This is a genomic window from Clostridium muellerianum (genome assembly GCF_012926525.1).
Classification (GTDB): domain Bacteria; phylum Bacillota; class Clostridia; order Clostridiales; family Clostridiaceae; genus Clostridium_AM; species Clostridium_AM muellerianum.
In genome coordinates this window covers 98,905-121,883 of sequence record NZ_JABBNI010000014.1, presented here as the reverse complement: position 1 = coordinate 121,883, position 22,979 = coordinate 98,905, and the positions used below count along the sequence as shown (strand labels likewise).

Here is a 22,979-nt window from a genome sequence, read left to right as displayed (position 1 = left end):
TCCAACTTTTGTGGTAATCCAAGAAATATTAGACATACAGCTTCATGTTACATTAAGTATAAAAAATCAAGGGTTAGAACAAACCAAATTCTAACCCTTAACAAATTTTAAAACTGTACTTTATTAAATTTAGATTTAACTTATTCAAAAAATTAATTAAGTTATCAGTATGATCATCCATTGTAAGCTTATTCTTTGTTAAAAGATCCTCTTTTTTCATATTGCCCCACCTTTCATTATAAATTTATATGAGCAAAACAAAAGAGCCTAAGTAATATATACTTAAGCTCAGATAAAATTATATTCATATCCATTAAATTCTTAAAATCTTATTTTTGAAATCTAAAATGACCTGTTATTTTGGGCATCCAATACATAATTTCGTCACCTTCTCTGGCATAAGGGGGTGCATTATGTATTATATATGGAATACCATCTGCTCTTCTTTTATCAGAAACTATAGCTATATGTTCTCTATTATCAAAGGTTATTATATCCCCTGGCTGCCATTCCTTCAAATTCTCTATATCATTAGGTTTTAACTCAGTAGTAATACTTACTGCATATTTTTTAAAATAAACATAAAGATTAGGTACCCTTCTAAAATCTATATTGGGATCTGGTTTCCCCTCAATTCTCTTATAATCACCAGGATGATTTCTTATATCCTCATCTACCATATCTTTTAGATTATATCCTGCATCTTTAAAAGCTCTCCATACCAAGTCAGTACATACCCCCTCATTCTCTGGAGGATATCCCCCTACATAATAATCTCCTCTGTATTTTATTTTTTTATCTGCTTCTTTTCTTGCTCCAAGAACTATATCTTCCTGATCTTTTATACCATCTTTATCTTTGTCTGAATTTATTAATACTATTCTTTTCTTTAACTTTTCATTAATTGTTTCAATCTTTTTTTTACTAGTCGTATTTTTGGTTTGCTCCTTTGTTGCATTTTTATTATAGGACAAATTTTTCTGTGCAAAAAATTTAAAACCTATAGTAATTAAACAAATAAAAATTAAAAATATTATCAAAAGCTTTTTTCTCATTTTTTACCTCCTTGCCCCCTTTTATTATAAAGCATGCTTGCAAAAATAACTACAATGTTATTTAATATTAACAAAGCAAAGATTCTACTTTAAATAGAAAGTATAAGTATTAACATTTATATAAAAAATAGATATAAGCTTAATTGTTTTAAGCAGATATATTTGTAAGGGAGATAATATCACTTGGAAATAAAAGAATTAAGAATTGGAAACATAATTATACCCTGCAATGTTCTTCTAGCACCACTTGCTGGATACACCTGCTATCCTTTTAGAATTTTGTGCAGCGAACTAGGTGCAGGACTCTGTTATACAGAAATGGTAAACTGTAATGCACTTAAATATAAGGATAAAGCAACACAAAAACTACTTTTTACAACGCCAAAAGAAAAAATAAAAGCTGCCCAGTTAATAGGTTCTGACCCAAGGATAATGGAGAAAATGGCAAGAAGTGATTACTTTTCAAAATTTGATATAATAGACATCAATATGGGGTGTCCAGTACCAAATGTATTTAAAAGTGGTCAAGGTAGTGCACTGCTTGGAGATTTAAAAAGAGCATCCTCTATCATTAAAGGCTGTAAAAAAAGTGGAAAAGTAATTACTGTTAAATTCCGTGTAGGAATTAAGGAAGATGAAATGATTGCAGCAGAATTTGCAAAAATGTGTGAAGCTTCAGGAGCAGATATGATTACTGTACATGGCAGAACTAGAAATATGATGTATCATGGTACTCCTTATTTTGACCAAATAGAACAAGCAAAATCAGTGGTTAGAATACCTGTAATTGCAAATGGTGGTATTTTTTCAAAGGAAGATGCTGATAAAATGATGAATCTTACAGGCGCAGATGGTATTATGATTGCAAGATATGCCATTGAAAATCCATTTATATTCAGTGAACTTACACATAAAAAAATTAAAAAGGATAAGCACACCATAATATTTGAACAAATTGATTTGACAACCAAATACTATGATGACACATTTACAATTTCTTATATAAAAAGACTTGCTTCTTTTTTAATGAGAGGAAAAAAAGGAAACAATAAATATAAAACAGAACTATACAAATCTGGTAATATACTAGAACTTAGAGATATTCTAGAGGAAATTTTTTGCAAAGAGAGAGAGAAAGATTAATGGAAGATAAATTTATTATTCAAAATGGAGGTTTAGAAACATATACACTTAGAGAAACTTTAGTTGAAGTTCCAAAGGAAGTAAAGGTAATAGGCAAAGGTGCCTTTAAAGGATGTGTATCTATTGAACAGGTTATTCTTCCTGAAACTATAACAGACATTATGGACGACGCTTTTAAAGGATGTAGAAAACTTAAAAAAATCAACTTTCCTTCAAAGCTTACCCATATAGGAGAATATGCTTTTCATAGATGTCATTCATTGCATAGTGTTAAATTGCCTTCTACAGTTGAAAATCTTGAAAGTTGTGCATTTTTATATTGTGATAACCTTGAACAAGTTTCTATGCCTGGAGTAACAAAACTTGGCAAGCAAGTTTTCTCAAATGACACAAATTTAAGAGAAATAGAAGTTTCAAATAACTTGGACTTGTCATGCATTTGCGATGTATTTACAGGCTGCAGTAAAATTTCAAAAATAATCTTATCAAATGGAACAACTTACAATATTGAGAGTGTCATTGATATTATATCTTCACATTCTAATATACATCCAGTAATTAAAGCAATTGCAACTGATATATATAGAATGATGAAAATTGAAGATGGTATGCTGTTAAGATTTCTTATAAATGTTAAAGATGTAGAAATACCTAATGGAATAACTGCTATTTCTAAAAGTTGTTTTTTTGATAAAAAAGGTATAGTGTCTGTTAAACTGCCTAAAACTTTAAAAGATATTGGAAGTAAAGCCTTTAGAAATTGTATCAATTTAGAAAGAATAGAATTTGCTAGTGAAGATGTAACTATAAATGCAGATGCCTTCAAAAACTGTACAACATTAAAATATATCACATTATCTGATGGAAACACTTATGAACTTAAAGGACTTCCAGATAAATATAATGAAGATTTTCCTGAGATAATACATACAATTCATTCTCAAATACTGAATAACTTTTTTATTAGTGGAACAACCTTAATGCAATATAGGGGAAAGGAAGAAAGAGTAGTAATCCCAGAAGGTATAACAGTAATTGGTGAAAAAGCCTTTGCAGGTAATGAGATAATTGGCAGAGTTATTTTACCAGCTTCTATAAAAGAAATTCATGAGGAAGCTTTTGTTGATTGTGTTCTTTTACAAACTATTACACTTCCAGAAGGTCTGGAGTATATTGGTCAATCGGCCTTTGAAAACTGTGTAAAGCTTATACGTGTAAAATTGCCAGAATCACTTAATAAAATAGAAAACTCAATATTTAATAGATGTAAAAATTTAAATGAAGTGATATTTGGAAGCAATATTAAAGAAATATCTAGCTTAGCTTTTTACGGATGTAATTCCCTGAAAAATGTACACCTACCAGAAAAGCTAATAAGTATAGGTGATATGGCCTTTTATAAATGTGTTTCTTTAAAGGAAATAACGCTTCCAAAATCCTTAGTTAAGCTTGGTAATAACATTTTTACATACTCAGGTGTAAAATCAGCATCAATAAATTGCGATTTAAAAGAATGTGGAACAGATGTCTTTTCAGAATGCAGCAAGCTTAGAAAGCTGACTTTTGATGAAGGAGTTAATAGTATTGGTGACAAATTTGCATTTAAATGTATTTCTCTTAAATATGTAAATCTTCCTTCCACCATTGAATACATTGGCAGGAATGCCTTTGAAGATAGCATTTATATAAAAGAACTTACAGAAAATGCAGCATCTAATATATTTATAGATGGAAGTGAACTTTCAGGAAATATTGTACTTCCTGATGGAATAAAGGCCATTGCTGGAGGTGCTTTTTATGGCAATACAAAAATTACGTCTGTAAACTTCCCTAATTCTCTTGTACAAATTGGTTCAAGAGCTTTTTGTGGATGTACTTCACTTAAAGATGCAGTGCTTCCTAATGGTGTAACTGTATTAGAAGAAGGAGTTTTTTCCTATTGTACTTCATTAGAAAGTGTAAAATCACAAGGCAAAATTAAGCATATATCAGATAATGCATTTTATGGGTGTACTTCTATAAAACAAGTTCCTTCATCAAATGCCATATATATAGGTAAAAATGCTTTTAATGGTTGTAAAAAGCTTGATAATATACAGCTAAATTGCCCAGACATACAAGCAGATGCTTTTTTAAATACTGCTTTTTTAGATAGCTTAAGGAGTAATTCATCACTTATCATAATATCAAATACTTTGGTAGATGGTAAATGCTGTACAGGTGATGTTATTGTTCCTGAAGGAATAGTAAGCATTTCTCCTTATGCTTTTTCAGGAAATGATAATATAACTAGTATAATACTTCCAGAAAGCCTCAGAATTATAGGTATTGGAGCATTTAGTGGATGTAAAAGTATAAAGGAACTTGTTCTGCCTTCAATAAAATCTATTGAAAAAAAATCCTTTGAAAAGTGTGTATCTCTTACCAAGGTCAGCGGCTGTGCGGAAATTATAGGAGAAGGAGCCTTTTCATACTGTACAAATTTAGAAGATGTTACACTTCAGGAAACAGTATCTTTCAAGCAGGAAGCTTTTTGCGGCTGTGCTGCTCTTAAAATTTGTGAATGCAGTAAACTTCAATATATAGGTGATAATTGCTTTAACGAATGTATTTCACTAGAAAATTTTGATTTTTTCAATGTAAAATTTATAGGTGTTAGTGCCTTTTCCAGCTGTAATTCTCTTAAAAACATTTACTTAAACGAAAACACTTATGCTTCTTCCCATGCTTTTGAAGATTGTGGAAACTTAAAAGAAGTAATTTTATCAGGTGAAGGCTTGAAATATGGTAGTTATGCTTTTTCAGGTTGTACTGCTATTAATGCAATATATATTGGCCATAAAAAGTATATTACAGATGAGTATTTAGTGATTTTTCAAAGAGATATTCCAAACATAGTAAAATCCATATATAATAGCGCAATGAGCTGCTTTAATATAGATGAAAATCTTTCACTATTTGGATATATAAATAAAGGTTCTTTAGTACATATTCCAAAAGGAATTAAAAGAATTGAACATGAAGTTTTTAAAGATGCAATGAATCTTAAAGAAGTATATATATCTGAAGATGTAGAATATATTGGTGAAAGAGCTTTTTATAATACAATGTGGTTAGAAAAACAGAAGTCTATTAAACCTATGGTAATTGTAAATAACATATTAATTGATGCTTCTTATTGTCATGGTAATATAATAATTCCAGAGTATGTAAAAATAGTTTCTGGCTGGGCTTTTGTTAATTGTTATGATCTTACAGAAATCACCTTTTCTTCTTCAAAAACAATTATAGAAGAATATGCTTTTAGGAACTGTATTAATTTAAAAAAAGTAACCTTAGCTGATGGAAAAGAATATAGACTAACAAAAATTCAGGATAGAGAAAACGAAATGCTTCCCCAAAATGTAAAGCAAATTTTTATGGATTGTTTAAATTGCTTTAAAACGGATGAAAATAATGTTCTTGTGGAATGTACAGGAAATATCAACAATCTAGTTTTGCCAGAAGGTGTCACTGATATCTATGATAATGTATTTGAAGATAGTAATTTACTTACACATATAACCTTAACTAAAGATACTGTCACAATTGGTAAAAGTGCCTTTAAAAACTGTAAATGGCTTGTTTCTGTAAAAAATGCAGGTAATATAAAAAAGATAGAAAAATCTGCATTCTCAGGTTGCTATATATTAGAAAGCATTGAACTTTCTAATAACCTTGAGTATATAGGAATGAGGGCTTTTGAATATTCCTCATTAAAAAATATTGAAATACCAGAAGGCATTACTGAAATTCCAGAAAAAGCATTTTACAGATGCAAAAATTTGAAAAAGGTTTCTCTACCTTCCACTCTTAAAAATATAGGAAAAGAAGCTTTTGCTTTTTGTTATGAATTAACAGAAATAAATTTTCCAGAAAACCTTGAAAAAATAGATTCAAGAGCCTTTGCCTGGTGCTCAAAAATAGATATTAAAAATCTTCCAAAAAATGTTTCAGTGAAGGATGATGCCTTCAGCTTTAGGAGATCATGAGGTACAGAATTTTAGGCGGTACTAAACTTAAGGTATCTGAAATAGGTTTTGGAACAATTCCTATACTCAGTGGAAATGTTCCTGTACTACCTGACTATTTCAGTCCTGATGAAAAAACCGCTATAAACATAATGAACTATGCCTTTACACTTGGTTGTAACCTTTTTGATACTGCCATAGTTCCTGAATATGGAGATGCAGAAATAAAACTAGGCAAGTTTGCAGCTTTAGTAGGAAGAGAAAAAATTATTATATCAGATAAATCTAGATTTTTTAACGGAGATGAAATGTATAATGCGGTTCATGAGTCCTGTAAAAATCTTGATACCTTTGCAGATATTTATTTTGCACATCAGGTAGATGAAGAAAATGAAGATATTACCTTTGGAAAATACGGTGCTATGGATGCCTTAAATGAACTTAAAGCAGAAGGTAAAATTAAATTTACAGGAATTGCTACTCACTATTATGACATACTGTTAAGAGGTGCAAAAGACAAGAGAGTAGATGTGCTTCAAGGTAGTGGAAACATTCTTGAAAGAGGCATGCTTGATAGAATAGCATTAGAACCTTTATTTAAACAAAAAGGATTCATTTTAAATAAAGTATATGCAGCAGGAATACTTCCAGCCTTCTTCCCTATTAAAACTCTTTTGTCTGGTGTGCTTTCATATCCTATATCAAGTGCATTAATAGGTATAGGAACTGATGAACAAGTGGATGCAGCAATGCTAAAAGAACCTGAAGATTATAATTGTCCTACTTTTTCACAAGTAATATCAGTGCTTGAAAAAAATTTTGTTCCAATTCTATGTGACAGATGTCAAAAATGCAAATGCATATATGGCACTAAAATACATATAATTTTTAGACAATATAATTACTATTTTCTTGGTAAGGATTATTGGGCTCTTAGAAAACTTGATCTCAATATAAAGGAAAGTGCTGAACTATGTAAAAAGTGTACAGATATGTCATGTATAAAAAAATGTCCTCAAAAAATAAATATACCTGAAACCATACAAATGATAAAAGAATTGGTAAAAAAACATATTAGGAACTCTATTATATAACTTAATCAATAAAAGCACGAAATTTGGCTATTGTTTTTTATATCTGTGACTCCTTTATCTTCTATTTTTATCTCAATACATATATATTATATTAAGAACTTAAAAATTTTCAGTTTCATAATATTATTGAAAGAATTGCCTTTCCTACAATACTCCTTAAAGCAAAATATTATTTGCTAGCAGCGGAAAATCTTAAAAAATATATGTATTGATTTTAAATCTTAGCTATAAGATTTTTATTTGTGATATATATAAATTTTTAGACATATTATAAGTAATTTTTAAGTTTGACACAAATATCTATCTACTTTATAATTTAGTAGGTAATTAAAAAGTAAGGAAGCGAAATTAATATGGCAAACATTATAAAGACTGCAATTATAACTATAATAATATCATTTATATCTGGTTTACTGTTAGAGTATTATAAAAACTTAGCACCTAGAATATTATGTGCTATAAAAAGTTCTATGCCTGTAAGAATTAATAATAGAAAACTTTGTGCATATGCTGTTAATATTAGTAATGTATCAAATAAGACAATTCATGATCTAACACTATATATACAAAGTTCTCAAGCTAATTTAAGATTTACAAATGCAAAAATAACAAAGGGTTTAAAATTTGATTCTTCAATAAATAATAACACTTTGGATATATATATTCCTTTTTTAAGTAAGGATGATAAATTTTCGGTTACAGTATATTCCGATAATGAATATAAAATGAATAAGCCTGCTATTATACTCAGGTCACCTGAAAACTTTAAGCAGATAGACTCTTTAAAGCAAAATGGATTATTATATATGTTGCTTAGTATACCTAAAAATATAAGTAATTCAATGTCTAATACGCCCAAAAAAACTGAGCCAATGGCTCATCATGAAAAAGATGACTTTACAATGATTATGGATAGACCATTAATTGATGAGAGAAACTTAAATAGAGGAAATAGAAAAACACCTTATAAAAATGAAAAAACTAATAAAATAAAAAAAGGAATAATAGTCGTTGTTTCTCTTGCTTTGCTTGTATTTGTTGGAGTTTTAGCAAAATCTTATTTTAAAGGAACACCTAATAATGCAGCAAGTTCTAATGAAAAAACTATAGTTCCTTCTCAATCCACCGATGCTAAAAATTCATCTGGAGGATCAACTAAAAATGCGAGTTCAAAAACATCTAATGGAAGGTCAACTGGAAATACAGGTTCAAAGACATCTAATGAAAGATCAACTGAAAATTCAAAAGCAGCTAATAATGAATCAACTAAAAATGCAGATTTAAAGGCATCTACTGGTGATTCAAGTGGAAATACAGGTTCCAAGACATCAACAGAAGGGACAAGTAAAAATACAGATTCAAAGCCATCTACTGAAGGGACAACCCAAAATGCAGATTCAAAGGCATCTACTGGTGATTCAAGTGGAAATACAGGTTCAAAAACCTCAACTGGAGGATCAACTGGAAACACAGACCCAAAAACATCTAGTGGAGGATCAACTGGAACTACAGGTAATTAACCTATTAAGAAACATAGCAGATTTGAATAAAATTCAAATCTGCTTATTTTTAACCAGCTATTTCTTTTCTTAAACACTTGGCTGTAATTGTATTGCCTTTCTTAAGCATCTCCTTTGGAGTTCCTTCAAATACTACCTGACCACCATTTTTGCCACCATCTGGTCCTATATCAATAATCCAATCAGCTTGTTTCATTACTTCAAGATTATGTTCAATGATAATAACTGTATTTCCCCTATCAACCATTTTTTCAAAAAGCTGCAGCAGTTTATTAATGTCTGAAATGTGCAAACCTGTAGTTGGTTCATCTAGTATATAAATGTTCCCTTTCTTGTTTATATACTTTGCCAACTTCATGCGCTGCCTTTCACCACCAGATAATGTTTGTAATGGCTGTCCTAATGTCATATATGATAGGCCTACTTCTTTCATTGCCTGTAAAATCTTTCTTATCTTTTTATCTTCAAAAAATATTAGTGCTTCCCCCACTGTCATAGATAATACCTCTACTATATTCTTTTCCCTATATCTGTAGGATAAAGCTTCTTCACTGTACCTGCTTCTACTACATGCTTCACATTCTGTTATAACAGGATCCATAAATACTAACTCAGTTACAATAACACCTTTCCCCTTGCAAACTGGACATGAACCCTTTGAATTGAAACTAAATAACCCTTCATCTACTCCATTTTCACTTGCAAATAGCTTTCGAATTTCATCAAAGAAACCCAAAAATGTAGCTGGTGTAGAACGATTTGTAGCTGTTATTGGTCCTTGATCTACTTTTACCACATTTCCCTTATATGTTTCAGCAAATACTTGAGATATTAAAGTGCTTTTTCCGGAACCTGCAACACCTGTTACCATAGTCATTACATTCTTTGGAATATTAATGCTTATATTTTTAAGATTGTGCAATTTTGCATTTTTAATAGGAAAATATCCCTGCACCTTCCTAACTTTTTCCTTAAGGGGTACATTTATTTTCATGGCTTTTGAAGTCAAAGTATCTGCTTGCAATAATTCTTTATAACTTCCTTGAAATACAATGTTTCCACCTTCTTTTCCAGCACATGGGCCTACATCAATTATTTCGTCTGCAATAGAAATTACGTCTTTGTCATGTTCTACTACAAGTACTGTGTTTCCTTTATTCCTCAATTTTATTAGCAGCTGATTCATTCTATTTACATCCCTTGGATGAAGTCCTGTACTTGGTTCATCAAATATATATGTCATTCCTGTAAGACTACTTCCCATATATCTAACTAACTTAACACGTTGAGCTTCACCTCCTGATAATGTAGAAGATTCTCTATTTAAATGAAGATAAGGTAATCCTATATCTATCATTCTCTTTAAACCATTACATATGTATTGTATTATTGTAATTGTTTTTTTATCATCAACAGTTTTAAGTACACTTAAAAGTTCTACAAATTCCATTTCACACATATCTGCAATAGAATATCCTTTAATTTTACAATTTAGTACTTCTTCATTAAGTCGTTTTCCCTTGCAGGCTGGACATAGTTGTTCTTTTATAAGGTTTTCTGACTTCTTTTTTGTATGTTTACTCATATTGCTGGTATCCCTTTTTAAATATAAACGAGTATAATGATTATATAGTCCCTCAATTTTAGGATATTCCTGTTCACTCTTTCCATCTCTTGAACCATATATTAAAAGATTATATTCATCACTGGAGTATTCATTAAGAGGCTTTTCCACATCAAATATTCCTGACTCCTTGTACTGCTTCCAATACCAACTTCCAGGTGCATACAAAGAATCCTTTACACAGCCTTCCATCCATGACTTGCTATTATCTAGCATGGCTTCCATATCAATTACAGCAACTTTGCCAATTCCTGCACACTTTTTACACATGCCCTTTGGATCATTAAAAGAAAAATAAGATGCAGTTCCAATCTTTGGTATTCCTATTCTTGAAAACAGCAATCGTAAGCTTGCATATAAATCTGAAATTGTTCCAATTGTTGAGCGTACATTTCCCCCAAGCTTTGTTTGATCTACAATAACTGGTGCTGTAAGGTTATCTATATAATCCACATGAGGTTTTTCATACTTAGGAAGTCTACCTCTTATAAATGCTGGATAAGTTTCATTCATCTGTCTTTGAGATTCTGCTGCAATTGTATCAAATACAATACTGGATTTTCCTGAACCTGAAACACCTGTAAATACAACAATTTTTTCCTTAGGAATATTTATAGATATATTTTTTAAATTATTTTGTCTGAGTCCTTTTAAATGAATATGCATAAAATAATCCTTCTTTCTTACTCTTTGTAACATTTTTTCAAATGACTAATACTAATGCTATCCTCTCCTTTCGAATTGATACTCATTTTTTATTCTTTTTGTTCCACATGATGAGTATACATTCTCCTGTAACGGGAGAGTCAACACATATTTGGAATTACATATAATTTTTTATTTACAGTAGATTTGAATTTTCTTCATATCATCCATACATATTCATAAATAGTCCATCTTTAAAAGAATGTCACTCCTATCTACTTTTTATAAGCCTATTTAGAATATTTAACATAAAAAAACAGAAACTAATCAATATATAAAAATCAATTTGAAATTTTAAAGTTCTTTAAATTTATATTTCCAGGTATATAGCTATCATAAAAAAGGATATGGTGATTTTAATGAATAGTGGAAATCTTAATGAAAACATAGAGCTAATTAGGAATGGTTTAGGAAATAAAAATCCTATAGTAGTAAAACACTTTTATATTGGTATTGATAAGCTTTTAGATGCAGCTATTATTTATATAGATGGACTTATCACTAAAGATATTCTTAATCGTGATATATTAAATCCACTTATGATGCATATACAAGAAAATTTAACAGAAAAAGAAAATATATCAGATTATCTTTGTAAAAGGTATATTTCTATGAGTAATACATTGATAGAGGCTGATTTAAATGTTTTATTAAAACATCTTAAAACAGGAAGCAGCTTAATCTTAATAAATGGCATTTTAGAAGGAATTATAGTTGATACCAAAGGCGGAATGATACGAGATATTTCAGAGCCTATAAATGAAACCGCAGCAAAAGGCCCAAGAGATGGCTTTGTAGAAAATTTAGAAGCAAATATTTCTCAGATTCGAAGGAGATTAAAGGATAACAACCTGGCCATAGAACTGTTGAATGTAGGAGTACGAACGCAAAATGAATTAGCAGTTATCTATATAGATAATATAGTAGATAAAGGGGTACTCAAAGAATTAAAAAAAAGAATAAGTTCCATCGATATAGATGGTGTACTTTCAATAGGTCATATTGAGGAATGTATTGAAGAGTACACATATACGGTTTTTCCACAAGCATTAAGTAGTGAACGGCCAGATATAGCAGTTGCCAACCTTTTAGAAGGTAGAATAGTAGTTATAATAGAAGGTTCCCCTGTTGCTCTTATATTACCTTCGCTATTTATGCAATTTTTTCAAGCGGTGGAGGATTATACACAAAGAAGCATCATATCCTCTTTTGTAAGAATTCTAAGAATATTATCAGCATTTGTTGTTATTACTTTACCATCTATATATTTAACGCTGATAAAATTTAATGTAGAACTTATACCTATAAAATTTGTTACACCTATCGTTCAATCTAGAATAGGAATTGCTTTGACTCCTTTTCTAGAAATTGTTGCTATGGAAATAGTAGTGGAATTTTTACGAGAAGGTGGTCTTAGGCTTCCAACTAAGATAGCCCAAACCTTAAGTTTAGTAGGAGGTATTATTATAGGAGATACTGCAATTAAATCAAGAATAGTAAGCCCTACTACATTACTTGTTGTTGGTATTACAGTTATAGCTACTTTTTTAATTCCTAATTATGATATGTCTCTTTCTATTAGAATTTTACGATTTCCAATGTTAATACTGGCAAATATCATGGGTATATTCGGAATTGCTGTGGGATGGTTTTTTATTTTAACGCATCTTTTCTCTTTAGATAGTTTAGGTGTTCCTTATTTAGAATTTCATAAAAGTGATATGAAGGATACTTTTATTCGAGCACCATTGTGGAAAATGAACAAACGACCAGAGGGGATTCCAAATCAAGACCCTATAAGGCAAAAGAATTTTAGAAATAAGTTTAAGAGAAAAGGCAGTGAATAAAATGGAAGGAAGCTCTAGTGAAAAACAAAATCTCTTAACCAAAAGTCAATTCGCTTGTATTACTTTGGGGACTATAGTGGGCACGGGTATTATTGCGCTTCCTAACGGTGTTGTAAAAGTTGCACATCAAGATGGATGGATTTCCGCTGCAATAGGAGGAATATATCCTTTATATATAGTAATCATATGGACATATGTAAGTAAAGCATTTCCCAATGATACTATATTAGGTTTAAGTAAAAAATACTTTGGGAACCTTTTGGGAAGTATTTTGAACTTGATTTTTTCAACATATTTCATGTATTTTGCAACAATGGGCCCAAAAATTTATATAAATTTAATGCGTAATTTTGGAATTGGATTTCTAACTCCTTTAAAGATGATAAGCATTACATTTTTAGTAACTCTGTATGCTTCCTATAAAGGCTTAAAAGTATTGGGAAAAATTAGTGAAATCACTTTTGTTGTTATGGTTATTCTTATGTTATCCTCTACACCAGCTTTAAAAGTTGCTGATATTGAAAACGTTCCCCCCCTATTTGATGTAAGCTTAAGAACAATACTTCAAGGAAGTATAACTGCTGCTTTTGCTTATTCAGGAGCAGAAATAATGGTACTAATTTGCCCTTTTGTGAAAGAGAAAAATAAGATATTTTCTTCCTCTCTCATAAGTGTTTTTATTGTTATAAGTATGTATGTTTGGACTACATTTATAACTATTTATTATTTAGGCCCAGATATTGTAAACAAAAGCTATTGGTCCTTTTTGTTAGTATCAGAAAGTGTAACCATATCACTAATTAATAATTATAGATATATTTTTATATTTTTATGGACTTTAATTGCTTTTAGAGCTTGTGCTATTAATTGTTATGCAAGTATTTATATTTTAAAAGATTTAATAAAAAAAATAAATATAAAAAAGCTCTACCTTTTTATATATCCTTTATTTGTATATGTAACGTTTCAATATGGAAATGAGATAAACAGACAGCAAGTTTCAGAATATGTTACAAAAGTCTATGTCATATTTAATGTATTATATATAACTATTATTGCTATAATTACATTTTTCAAGAGGAGCGATATACGTTGAATAAGAAAAAATACTTTATTATTATGATTGTTATATTTCTTTATATATTTATTCTACTTGGCCAAGATAGGTTTCCTATTGAAGAATTAAATATGATTACGGGCGTTGGGTATGATATAGAGAAAAAAAGTGAAGGAATGATAGAATATATTCTACCCTTGAGTATAAATGTGTATAAATCTGATGGATCAACAACAAATATAGTAGTTGAAGAGAAAGGTGCAAACATAGGAGAAGTAGTTCAAAAAAGACAAGAAAAGTTAAACAAGAAAGTTGTTCAGGGAGAGGAAAGAATAGTTTTAATTAGTGAAGAATATGCAAAACATGGTGTAAAAACCATGATAGAAGATAGATTTAGAAATGCAGAAATAAATGATATGGCTTTTGTTGCAGTATGTAAAGGAAAGCCACAGGACTATTTAGAACAAAAGGCAAAGGGCTATAATAGTTCGGCTGAAATATATACGGCCTTATAGAAAATTGCTATTCCTATAGTTTCTTTTCTGATAACTATAAGTTAATAGATATGTATGTAAGGATAGGAGCAGAAGGAAGAAATTTAGTTCTTCCTTATATTGAACAAACAGAGGAAGGAATAGAACTTATGGGTTTAGCTATCTTTAGTGGTGACAAAATGATAGCTAAAATGAATGTAGAAAATGCTAAGATACTTAATTTACTGAAAGAAAGCAATGTAAAAGGATTAGTGTCTTTGCAAAAAAGCCCTACAAAATATATTGATTTTTATGGTGAAAGTGGTAAAAGAAAAGTGAAATGCAATAAACAAGGAGGAAAATACGTCTTTAGTATTGATTTAACCTTAACAGGTACCATTGTGAACAATGAAATGTATGCTGAAATAACAAAGGATGTAGGTCAAAGAACACAATTTGAAAAAGATATGGCAAGAAACATAGAAAAGCAATGTTATGCTTTCTTTAAAATTATGCAAAAGGAATATAAGGTAGATTGTATCTCTTTAGGTAGAGAAGGTGCTGCAAAGTTTGGAAGACGTAAAGAAAATGATTGGAACAAAATAGTGTCTGATGCAGAAATTAAAGTAAACGTAAAAGTTAAGGTAGATACACAAGGTAGAGGAGATTATTAGTAATGAATATAGAAAAGAAAAATCTACTAACTCCAAGTGAATTCACTTATATATTAATAGGAATTGTGTTTGGAATATCAGCAGTAAGTTTACCAAATTCAGTTACAGCTTCTGCAAAACAAGATGGGTGGATTTCTGTAATAATAGGAGCAGTATATCCTTTATATGTAGCACTTATTGCTATATATGTAAGTGGAAAATTTCCGAAAGAAAATATTTTAGTACTTAGCAAAAAATATTTAGGAAATGTTATAGGAAATGTATTAAATTTTCTTTTTCTTCTAAGCTTTTTTATTTATCTTCCTTCTATAATTTCAGATGGTGGAATTATTTTAAAAACATATGCATTACCTTCAATAAGCTTTTTAAAAATTTATTCAGTTCTGTTGATTTTTGTAGCTTATGCTGCTAATAAAGGAATTAAGGTTCTCGGAAAAATATCTTCTTTTAGTTTCTTAATTTTATTAGGAATACTAGTTCCTTCTATTGCTATTTTAAAACAGGGAAGCTTATTAAATGTAAGCCCTATATTGGGAGGTGGATTATTAAATATTTTAAAGTCAAGTAAGGGCTCTATTTATAATTATTCCTGTATGGAATTTATATTTTTAATTTATCCTTTTATTAATGATAGCAGTAAAATAAAGAGCTCAGTTTTAAAAGCAACAGGGATTGTTTGCGCTTTATATACATGGATTACTTTTATATCTATATATTACATGGGAACTACTATTATTCAGAAAACAATATGGAGTTTTTTTACAGTGATAGAAGGCATAAAAGTTGAAGTTATAAATAATCTCCGATATATTTTTGTGTTTTTTTGGATATTAATAGAATTAAAAAGCATAGCTCTTTTTTATTATGCATGCATATTTATCTTACAAGATATTAAAAGGATAAAAAACAAAGAACTAATATATGTGATTATTTCCGTTATTATTATTAGTATTACCATGGTTTATTATAGAGATATGCTTAGCAGGGATAAAATAGATCAGTATACTACTATGGTTAGCACAGTATATAATTTAATCTATATAACCTTTATTGCAGCTTTAGTATGGATAAAAAAGGAGGATAAAAATGAAAAAAAATAAGAATACATTATTTATTATCTTTCTATGCTGTACTTTTTTTTTCATACTTTTTAGTGGTCCTAAAATGAAATTAAACAGTGCAGAGGATTTTAATATTTCCGCTGGAGTGGCAATTGGAGCAAATAAAATTGGAAAGTCAGATATGTTGTACATAATTACTACCAATTCAAAAATGTATAAAGAAGATGAAAGTCTTGAAAATGAAGTAAAAAGCGGAAAAGGAAGTACTATTGGAGAAACAAGAGAAGAAAGACAAAAAAAAATAGGAAAACAATTTTTTTTAGGACTTTCAAAAGCTTATTTGCTTGATGAAAAATATGCTGAGTATGGGATTAGACCTGTCATAGATATTGTGTTTAAGAATCCTGTAATAAATGACAATGCATTTTTAGCCGTATGCAAAGGTAAAGGTGAAGAATATTTGAAACATAATTTGGGGAGATATGAGAATTCTGGAGAATATATAAGCGATATGATTAAAAATTCAGTGACTTTTAATTTTTTTACGGCAGATTATACAATAAAAGATGCTATGCTATCAATGGATTCAGAAGGAAAAAGTATAATTTGCCCTTACTTAAAAATCAGTGAAGAGGAAATTAAAATGGATGGAATGGCAATTTTTAAAAAAGATAAGCTTGGAGTTGTTTTAGATATGAATGAAACAAAAATAATGAATTTACTTCGAGAAAATAAGGTCAAAGGAATACTAACTATACAAAAAAATTCGAAAGAGTATGTGAATTATGCAGCAAAAACTAAAAGAAAAGTTCAATGTAGTAAAAGTGGAGATAAATATACCTTTATCATTAATTTAAATTTAAATGGTGATATTGTGAATAATGAATTATATAAAGATATGTCAGGCAAAATAGAAGTAATAGAAAAGTTTGAAGAGGATATGGCAAAAAAAGTCGAAGAGATGTGCTATCGATTTTTGGATAAGATGAAGAAAGAATATAAAGTGGATTGTTTGCAGTTAGGATGGGTAGCAGCATCAAAGTATGGAAGAGATACTGGAGTAGATTGGAATGAGATTGTTTCTAAGTCTGATATTAAGGTGAATGTAAAGGTGCATATTGATAAATTAGGAAGAGGAGAGTATTAAGTCTAGGACAATCAAAATAATAGAAGGTGACACTGGATGAATAGAAAAAAATTAACAATATTGCTTTTGGTAGTTATAATAGGTTCTATTTATACAGAAAAATTACAGGTAACACCTATGGAGGAGTTTAATATATCCTCAGGTTTTGGATTGGATATAAAAAAAGGTGCAGACTCTAAAGTACAGTATGTTGCTCCTTTTAGCGTATATCAATTTAAAGAACAAAAAGGGGAAAGTAGTAAAAATATAACTGGAAAAGCTGAAAGTTTAACAGAAACCAGACAAGATAGACAATTGAAGTCCAATAAGCCACTTTTAATAGGAGTTCAAAGAATTGTTATAATAGGCGAAGAAGCAGCAAACTATGGAATATTAAATTTTGTTAATTTAAGCTTTGCTAACCCTCAAATTAATGATAGAAGCAACATTGTAGTATGTAAAGGAAAATCAGAAGATCTGCTAGCGCATATGGTAAAAGGTTATCCTAGTTCTTCTGATTATATAGAAGGCATGATTAAAAGTGCTAATAATTATAATTTTTTCCCTAAAGAATATACTTTTTTAAATATTTATTCAATACTTGAATCAGAAGGAAGAAATTTGGTTCTTCCTTACATAGAATTAAAGGATACAGATATTGTTCTTGCAGGTATGGCAGTATTTAAAAAAGATAAAATGGCATATATCCTACCTATGGAAGAAAGTAAAATTATGAATATGCTAAGACTAAGATCAGGTAAAGGAGTTTTAAGTCTGCAGCAAAGCCCTGAAGAATATATCAACTATTATACAAAAGTTAAAAGAAAGGTAAGGTGTAATAAGAAAGATGATGTATATGAATTTAATATTGATTTGATTTTTCAGGGTGATATTGTGTTAAATACATTATATAAAGATATAGATAAGAAAAAAGAGAAACAAATTGAAGAATTATTATCACAAGAAATAGAAAAAATGTGTAATGGTTTTTTAAATAAAATGAAGGAAGTGTATAAAATGGATTTGTTGGAATTAGGTATGTATAGTGCAGCTAAATACGGAAGAGAAAGTGGAGTTGATTGGAATAAGGAAATTAGTGATGCAAATATTAAAGTAAATGTAAAGGTGAAAATTGATAAAATAGGAATAGGACATTACTAAATTTACATGGAGCGTAAAAGGAAATGGATAAAATTAAAAATAACTTGCTAGAAGATTTTGATTGCAGTGCAATATTAGTAGGATTTATAACAGGGGTAGGTATTTTAGCATTACCCAATGCAGTGACACAAGATGCAAAGCAGGATGGATGGATATCTGTAATTGTAGGTGGCTTACATCCCCTTATTCTAGCCCTATTATCTATCTATTATGTAAAAAAGCATCCAAATGAGAATATTTTAATTTTAGGTAAAAAATATTTAGGAAGTATTCTAGGAACAATATGTAACATTTTATTCATGTTCAATTTTGGTATATATATAATACTTGTTATTACTGGATTAAGCAATGTTTTTAGGGTATACACTTCACCTTTTTTAACACCAGTAAAGATTTTTATTCCAACAGTATTATTAGTTTTTTATTTAAACTACAAAGGAATAAAGGTATTAGCAAGAATTAATAAGACTGCTTTATATTTTTCAATTATTTTAGCATTGACACTAATAATGACATTGAGATATGGAAATTATACAAATGTACTTCCAATACTAGGATCAGGATATAAAAACATTTTAAAAGGGAGTCTGAAATCTGCTTATGCTTATGGAGGAATGGAATCAATATTTTTATTTTATCCTATTATAAAAAATAAAAATAAAATTAAAGGTATAGTTTTAAAAGCTGCTTTTATTTCTATTGTCATTTATATTTGGGTAACATTTATATGTATATATTATTTAGGATACAAAGTTACTTTTAAAGCATTATGGCCAGTTTTATTGGTAACAGAAGGATCAAATTTACCAGTACTAAACAGTTTTCGGCTATTGTTTTTATTTTTATGGAGTATAGTCATATTTAAGCTTATAGCAAATGAATATTATGCATTTACTTTTATTTTAACACATGTGATAAAAATAAAAGCCAAGCAAAGGATTTACTATTTTACTTTTCCTTTTATAATTTACATATGCTTAAAAGTTGGTAATGAAGTTCAAAGAAGAGCTCTAATTGACAAAATTATTCCTAAAGTCACTTTATTTAACATTATGTATACATTAATTATTGCTTTATTGATATTTATAAAAGATAAACTGAGTAAGGCAAAACAAATTTCTTGATATAAATTTTAGCTTCTATAATTAGTATTTTATACATTAAAACTTTCTAATATATTTCTTTAGCTCAGTAAGATAGTATATTTATAATAAAATAGTATAATAATTAACTATATATTAGTATTAATTCTATCAATATGTTATTATTAGGCGTGTGAAATGAAATATTATGAAAAATAAACTCACATGCTGACTATTTATTTTTTGAATATTTCTTAACTCTGATTAATTAATGAAAGGTAGAAAATAATGAACTTTAAAGAATTAGGTATTAGTGAAGACATAACAAAAGTACTAAAAAGCATAGGTATTACAAAACCAACGGCAATACAAACAGAAAGCATTGCATTTATCAAAGAAGGAAGAGACATTATAGCAGAAGCTCAAACGGGTACTGGCAAAACTCTTGCATTTTTGCTTCCTATTTTTGAAAATATATCAACTGATGTTGATGCAGTTCAATCATTGATTGTAACTCCTACAAGAGAGCTTGCTATTCAAATAACAGAAGAAGCTATGAAACTTAAAGAAGCTAAAGATATAAACATTTTAGCAGCATATGGTGGTAAAGATATAGGTTCCCAACTAAAAAAACTAAAAGGCAACATTCATCTAATTATTGCAACTCCTGGCAGACTTTTAGATCATCTTGAGAGAAAAACAATAAATCTTAATAAATTAAAAACATTTGTATTAGATGAAGCAGATCAAATGCTATTAATGGGATTTAAAAATGATATTGAAACAATTATAAAGCAAACCCCTAAAAAACGTCAGACTCTTTGCTTTTCTGCAACCATAAGTTCTCAAGTTAAAAAGTTAGCTTATAGGTATATGAACACTCCTATAGAAGTGTCTGTAAAAAAAGATGAAGTTACACTTAATAATATTAATCAGTATGTTGTAGAAACTACTGATAGAAAAAAGCAGGATGCTTTATGTACTGTACTTAATCAAGATAATCCATTTATGGCTATTATATTTTGCAGAACCAAAAGAAGAGCAGATGACCTGGAAGTAGCCCTTTATAAACGTGGATATGACTGTAAAAAGTTGCATGGTGATTTAATTCAATCAAAACGTGAAAGAATAATGAAATCTTTTAGAAATGCAGATTTTCAATATTTAATAGCTACAGATGTAGCCGCTAGAGGATTAGATATAAGTGGTGTCACTCATATATACAATTATGATATTCCAGAAACTGCAGAAAGCTATATACATCGAATCGGAAGAACAGGAAGAGCTGGAGAAGAAGGCTCCACATGTCTGTTTATTGATCCAAAGGATAAAACAACCTTAGAAGAAATAGAAAAGGCTATAAAATTGAAAATTCCTAGAAAAAGCTCAATATAGTCAACTTTATGATATTATTATTAAAATAAATAATTACAAATAGGAATATTTGTTGGAACAAATATTCTAAAGTGAATGATACTCTTTAATTTTTTAATATGTCTAATACAAAAAACACCATACATATTCATAAATAATATGTGAATCCTATAAGTATATGGAATACGCATTAGCAGCTTTTATTATTGAAAGGGGTTTAAATTTATGAATAGAAATAAAAAGGATAAAAACATTAAGATGAATAAGGCTATAGAAAGTATGGGTAATAGTACGAGTATAAATTCATCAAATGATGTCAATAATACCACTAGCAAAAATAATACCCACAAAAACAAATAGTCCTTAGTAATAAAATAACAAAACAGAAACCAGATTACCTATACTATTAAATTAGGTACTCTGGTTTCTATCCTTTTACGAACTCATTTTTCAAATAATAATCACCTTAAACATTTTCCTAAATGTGACTCTAAATATTTCAATTTAATTTGACTAATTAACTTTGTAACTCAATCCTCACTATAGCAAGAAACTTTCTACAATACATTTACAATTAACTCTTATTTGCTTAAACTTAATGCTATTTTTTTCTTTTTAACCTAAATCCTTAAAACTAAACCTGTTGACTTAGAATAAATACTTAACTATTAAACTTCTAAATAAACAAAAGACATATAAGTTTAATCTAAACTAAGAACTAAAATTACTGAGTTAGAAATTTTTAAAAATAAACTTAACTTGAGACCTTGATCTAAAAATTAATTTAATCACACATTTGGGTTAACCTACTGTTTTGGTGGACTCACCTCTTCTCTTTTATATTTACTTTTAGTTTTCAAATACTTGCCAAGAAACTAAAAGCATACTTTGGTTAATATTTTTTAGTAACTAATTAGTTATCTTAATGTTATTATAATTTCGCGCGAGGAATTTGTCAATATATTCTTTATATTTTTAATGTTAAAATTATATAACTAACAATAAGATGTATTGCATCTTTAAAATTTCTTAATATTAAGTTAGTGCATACCTCTTCATTCTCTAAAGGATATTCATTTACACAAGTTTTCAATCTCCGTAAGTTAATATATTCATTACAAAAGCTGGCATGTTTTTTATTGAAAATTTATCTAGTGTAAAAAATACTTATAGTAATCTCATTCTTAAAGTACTTCTATAATTGTTTGAATAACTTTAATAAAAATCCTAGGCTTATTTGAAACACAGGATTTTTATTAATCTAACTTTATATGACAATATCCACCTGGATTCTTCTTAAGATATTTTTGATGATATTCCTCTGCTTCATAAAAACATGAAAGTGGTTCTATTTCAGTTACTATTTTTTTAGAATATTTTTTCTGCTCCTCATTTTTACTACTTAATATCACAGGCAAATCTTTTTTATCAGTATAGTATATACCTGTTCTGTACTGATGACCTATATCATTACCTTGTCTATTCACAACAGTAGGATCTACTATTTGCCAAAACTTAGACAATAACTCTTCTAATCTTATTAACTCTTCATCATATATTATATAACATGCTTCTGCATGACCTGTATCTTTCCTGCACACTTCTTCATAACTAGGATCTTCTTTGGTTCCATTAACATACCCTACTTTTGTTTCTATAACTCCTTTAATCCTTGACATATATTCCTCTATTCCCCAAAAACATCCACCTGATAAAATTATTTTTTTCACTACAAATCACTCCTAATATATAATAACTATAATTTATTAGTATATTATAGTATTTTAAATACTTAATATTGTAAAATATATTATTCTTTATAGTTAGTATATGGATACAGCCATCTTTCTATCCCAAGACTTGGCTAATTTAATGTTAACATTTAGTGTTTCTAAATTTTCCTTTTATAAAATTAGATATTCCTTTTTCTTTTGTTGAATACCTGCAGTATAATGGTATATTTAAAAAATAAT

18 protein-coding genes are annotated in these 22,979 nt (G+C 28.9%); 14 read left to right on the top strand and 4 right to left on the bottom strand.

Annotated features, from left to right (window positions below):
- Positions 1-97 precede the first annotated feature (97 nt).
- Positions 98-220 (bottom strand): hypothetical protein, encoded by a 123-nt coding sequence (locus HBE96_RS26655; protein WP_281064337.1) that lies wholly within the window; start codon positions 218-220, stop codon positions 98-100.
- A gap of 109 nt (positions 221-329) precedes the next feature.
- A complete protein-coding gene (locus tag HBE96_RS08005; protein WP_169297239.1) occupies positions 330-1,055 on the bottom strand; it encodes a DUF1287 domain-containing protein in 726 nt (241 codons plus the stop codon).
- A gap of 183 nt (positions 1,056-1,238) precedes the next feature.
- On the opposite strand from HBE96_RS08005, the gene HBE96_RS08000 reads away from it, so the two are divergent.
- The 4 genes from HBE96_RS08000 (at position 1,239) to HBE96_RS07985 (ending at position 8,822) form a co-directional block, all read left to right on the top strand.
- On the top strand, positions 1,239-2,198 hold the full coding sequence (locus tag HBE96_RS08000; RefSeq protein ID WP_169297238.1) for a tRNA dihydrouridine synthase: 960 nt from the start codon (positions 1,239-1,241) through the stop codon (positions 2,196-2,198).
- A complete protein-coding gene (locus tag HBE96_RS07995; RefSeq protein WP_243186864.1) occupies positions 2,174-6,229 on the top strand; it encodes a leucine-rich repeat domain-containing protein in 4,056 nt (1,351 codons plus the stop codon). Before HBE96_RS08000 ends, HBE96_RS07995 begins: the two co-directional genes overlap by 25 nt.
- Entirely contained in the window at positions 6,226-7,302 is a 1,077-nt protein-coding gene (locus HBE96_RS07990) for an aldo/keto reductase (RefSeq protein ID WP_169297237.1), read from the top strand. Before HBE96_RS07995 ends, HBE96_RS07990 begins: the two co-directional genes overlap by 4 nt.
- A gap of 353 nt (positions 7,303-7,655) precedes the next feature.
- Positions 7,656-8,822, top strand: a complete 1,167-nt coding sequence (locus HBE96_RS07985; RefSeq protein ID WP_169297236.1) for a hypothetical protein — start codon at positions 7,656-7,658, stop codon at positions 8,820-8,822.
- A gap of 49 nt (positions 8,823-8,871) precedes the next feature.
- On the opposite strand, the gene HBE96_RS07980 is transcribed toward HBE96_RS07985, so the two are convergent.
- Complete coding sequence (locus HBE96_RS07980) at positions 8,872-11,112, bottom strand: ATP-binding cassette domain-containing protein (protein WP_169297235.1); 2,241 nt, start codon at positions 11,110-11,112, stop codon at positions 8,872-8,874.
- A 386-nt stretch (positions 11,113-11,498) separates the two neighbouring features.
- On the opposite strand from HBE96_RS07980, the gene HBE96_RS07975 reads away from it, so the two are divergent.
- The 10 genes from HBE96_RS07975 to HBE96_RS26650 all read left to right on the top strand — a co-directional run bounded on the left by HBE96_RS07975 (position 11,499) and on the right by HBE96_RS26650 (position 21,366).
- Complete coding sequence (locus tag HBE96_RS07975; protein ID WP_425350710.1) at positions 11,499-12,998, top strand: spore germination protein; 1,500 nt, start codon at positions 11,499-11,501, stop codon at positions 12,996-12,998.
- Between the two features lies 1 nt (position 12,999).
- The gene (locus tag HBE96_RS07970) at positions 13,000-14,094 is read left to right on the top strand and encodes a GerAB/ArcD/ProY family transporter (protein ID WP_243186877.1); all 1,095 of its coding nucleotides are present in this window, start codon (positions 13,000-13,002) and stop codon (positions 14,092-14,094) included.
- Complete coding sequence (locus tag HBE96_RS07965; RefSeq protein ID WP_169297233.1) at positions 14,091-14,570, top strand: Ger(x)C family spore germination protein; 480 nt, start codon at positions 14,091-14,093, stop codon at positions 14,568-14,570. Before HBE96_RS07970 ends, HBE96_RS07965 begins: the two co-directional genes overlap by 4 nt.
- A gap of 50 nt (positions 14,571-14,620) precedes the next feature.
- A complete protein-coding gene (locus tag HBE96_RS07960; protein ID WP_169297232.1) occupies positions 14,621-15,202 on the top strand; it encodes a Ger(x)C family spore germination C-terminal domain-containing protein in 582 nt (193 codons plus the stop codon).
- A 2-nt stretch (positions 15,203-15,204) separates the two neighbouring features.
- A complete protein-coding gene (locus HBE96_RS07955; RefSeq protein WP_169297231.1) occupies positions 15,205-16,302 on the top strand; it encodes a GerAB/ArcD/ProY family transporter in 1,098 nt (365 codons plus the stop codon).
- A complete protein-coding gene (locus tag HBE96_RS07950) occupies positions 16,289-17,410 on the top strand; it encodes a Ger(x)C family spore germination protein (RefSeq protein ID WP_169297230.1) in 1,122 nt (373 codons plus the stop codon). The genes HBE96_RS07955 and HBE96_RS07950 overlap by 14 nt, the downstream gene beginning before the upstream one ends.
- A 36-nt stretch (positions 17,411-17,446) precedes the next feature.
- A complete protein-coding gene (locus HBE96_RS07945; RefSeq protein ID WP_169297229.1) occupies positions 17,447-18,550 on the top strand; it encodes a Ger(x)C family spore germination protein in 1,104 nt (367 codons plus the stop codon).
- A 23-nt stretch (positions 18,551-18,573) separates the two neighbouring features.
- Positions 18,574-19,674 carry a GerAB/ArcD/ProY family transporter gene (locus tag HBE96_RS07940; protein ID WP_169297228.1) on the top strand — a complete coding sequence of 367 codons (1,101 nt, stop codon included), beginning with the start codon at positions 18,574-18,576 and terminating at the stop codon, positions 19,672-19,674.
- Between the two features lie 246 nt (positions 19,675-19,920).
- Positions 19,921-21,027 (top strand): DEAD/DEAH box helicase, encoded by a 1,107-nt coding sequence (locus tag HBE96_RS07935; protein WP_169297227.1) that lies wholly within the window; start codon positions 19,921-19,923, stop codon positions 21,025-21,027.
- Between the two features lie 204 nt (positions 21,028-21,231).
- Positions 21,232-21,366 (top strand): hypothetical protein, encoded by a 135-nt coding sequence (locus HBE96_RS26650; protein ID WP_281064336.1) that lies wholly within the window; start codon positions 21,232-21,234, stop codon positions 21,364-21,366.
- 896 nt (positions 21,367-22,262) lie between these two features.
- On the opposite strand, the gene msrA is transcribed toward HBE96_RS26650, so the two are convergent.
- A complete protein-coding gene (msrA, locus tag HBE96_RS07930) occupies positions 22,263-22,736 on the bottom strand; it encodes a peptide-methionine (S)-S-oxide reductase MsrA (RefSeq protein WP_169297226.1) in 474 nt (157 codons plus the stop codon).
- Positions 22,737-22,979 lie beyond the last annotated feature (243 nt).

Coding starts and splice junctions, on each gene's coding strand:
- HBE96_RS07975 (WP_425350710.1), top strand. CDS start 11,499: ATGGTGATTTTAATGAATAGTGGAAATCTTAATGAAAACATAGAGCTA.
- HBE96_RS07970 (WP_243186877.1), top strand. CDS start 13,000: ATGGAAGGAAGCTCTAGTGAAAAACAAAATCTCTTAACCAAAAGTCAA.
- HBE96_RS07945 (WP_169297229.1), top strand. CDS start 17,447: ATGAATAGAAAAAAATTAACAATATTGCTTTTGGTAGTTATAATAGGT.
- HBE96_RS07985 (WP_169297236.1), top strand. CDS start 7,656: ATGGCAAACATTATAAAGACTGCAATTATAACTATAATAATATCATTT.
- HBE96_RS08005 (WP_169297239.1), bottom strand. CDS start 1,055: ATGAGAAAAAAGCTTTTGATAATATTTTTAATTTTTATTTGTTTAATT.
- HBE96_RS07980 (WP_169297235.1), bottom strand. CDS start 11,112: ATGCATATTCATTTAAAAGGACTCAGACAAAATAATTTAAAAAATATA.
- HBE96_RS26650 (WP_281064336.1), top strand. CDS start 21,232: ATGAATAGAAATAAAAAGGATAAAAACATTAAGATGAATAAGGCTATA.
- HBE96_RS07960 (WP_169297232.1), top strand. CDS start 14,621: ATGTATGTAAGGATAGGAGCAGAAGGAAGAAATTTAGTTCTTCCTTAT.
- HBE96_RS07955 (WP_169297231.1), top strand. CDS start 15,205: ATGAATATAGAAAAGAAAAATCTACTAACTCCAAGTGAATTCACTTAT.
- HBE96_RS26655 (WP_281064337.1), bottom strand. CDS start 220: ATGAAAAAAGAGGATCTTTTAACAAAGAATAAGCTTACAATGGATGAT.
- HBE96_RS07940 (WP_169297228.1), top strand. CDS start 18,574: ATGGATAAAATTAAAAATAACTTGCTAGAAGATTTTGATTGCAGTGCA.
- HBE96_RS07990 (WP_169297237.1), top strand. CDS start 6,226: ATGAGGTACAGAATTTTAGGCGGTACTAAACTTAAGGTATCTGAAATA.
- HBE96_RS07935 (WP_169297227.1), top strand. CDS start 19,921: ATGAACTTTAAAGAATTAGGTATTAGTGAAGACATAACAAAAGTACTA.
- HBE96_RS07950 (WP_169297230.1), top strand. CDS start 16,289: ATGAAAAAAAATAAGAATACATTATTTATTATCTTTCTATGCTGTACT.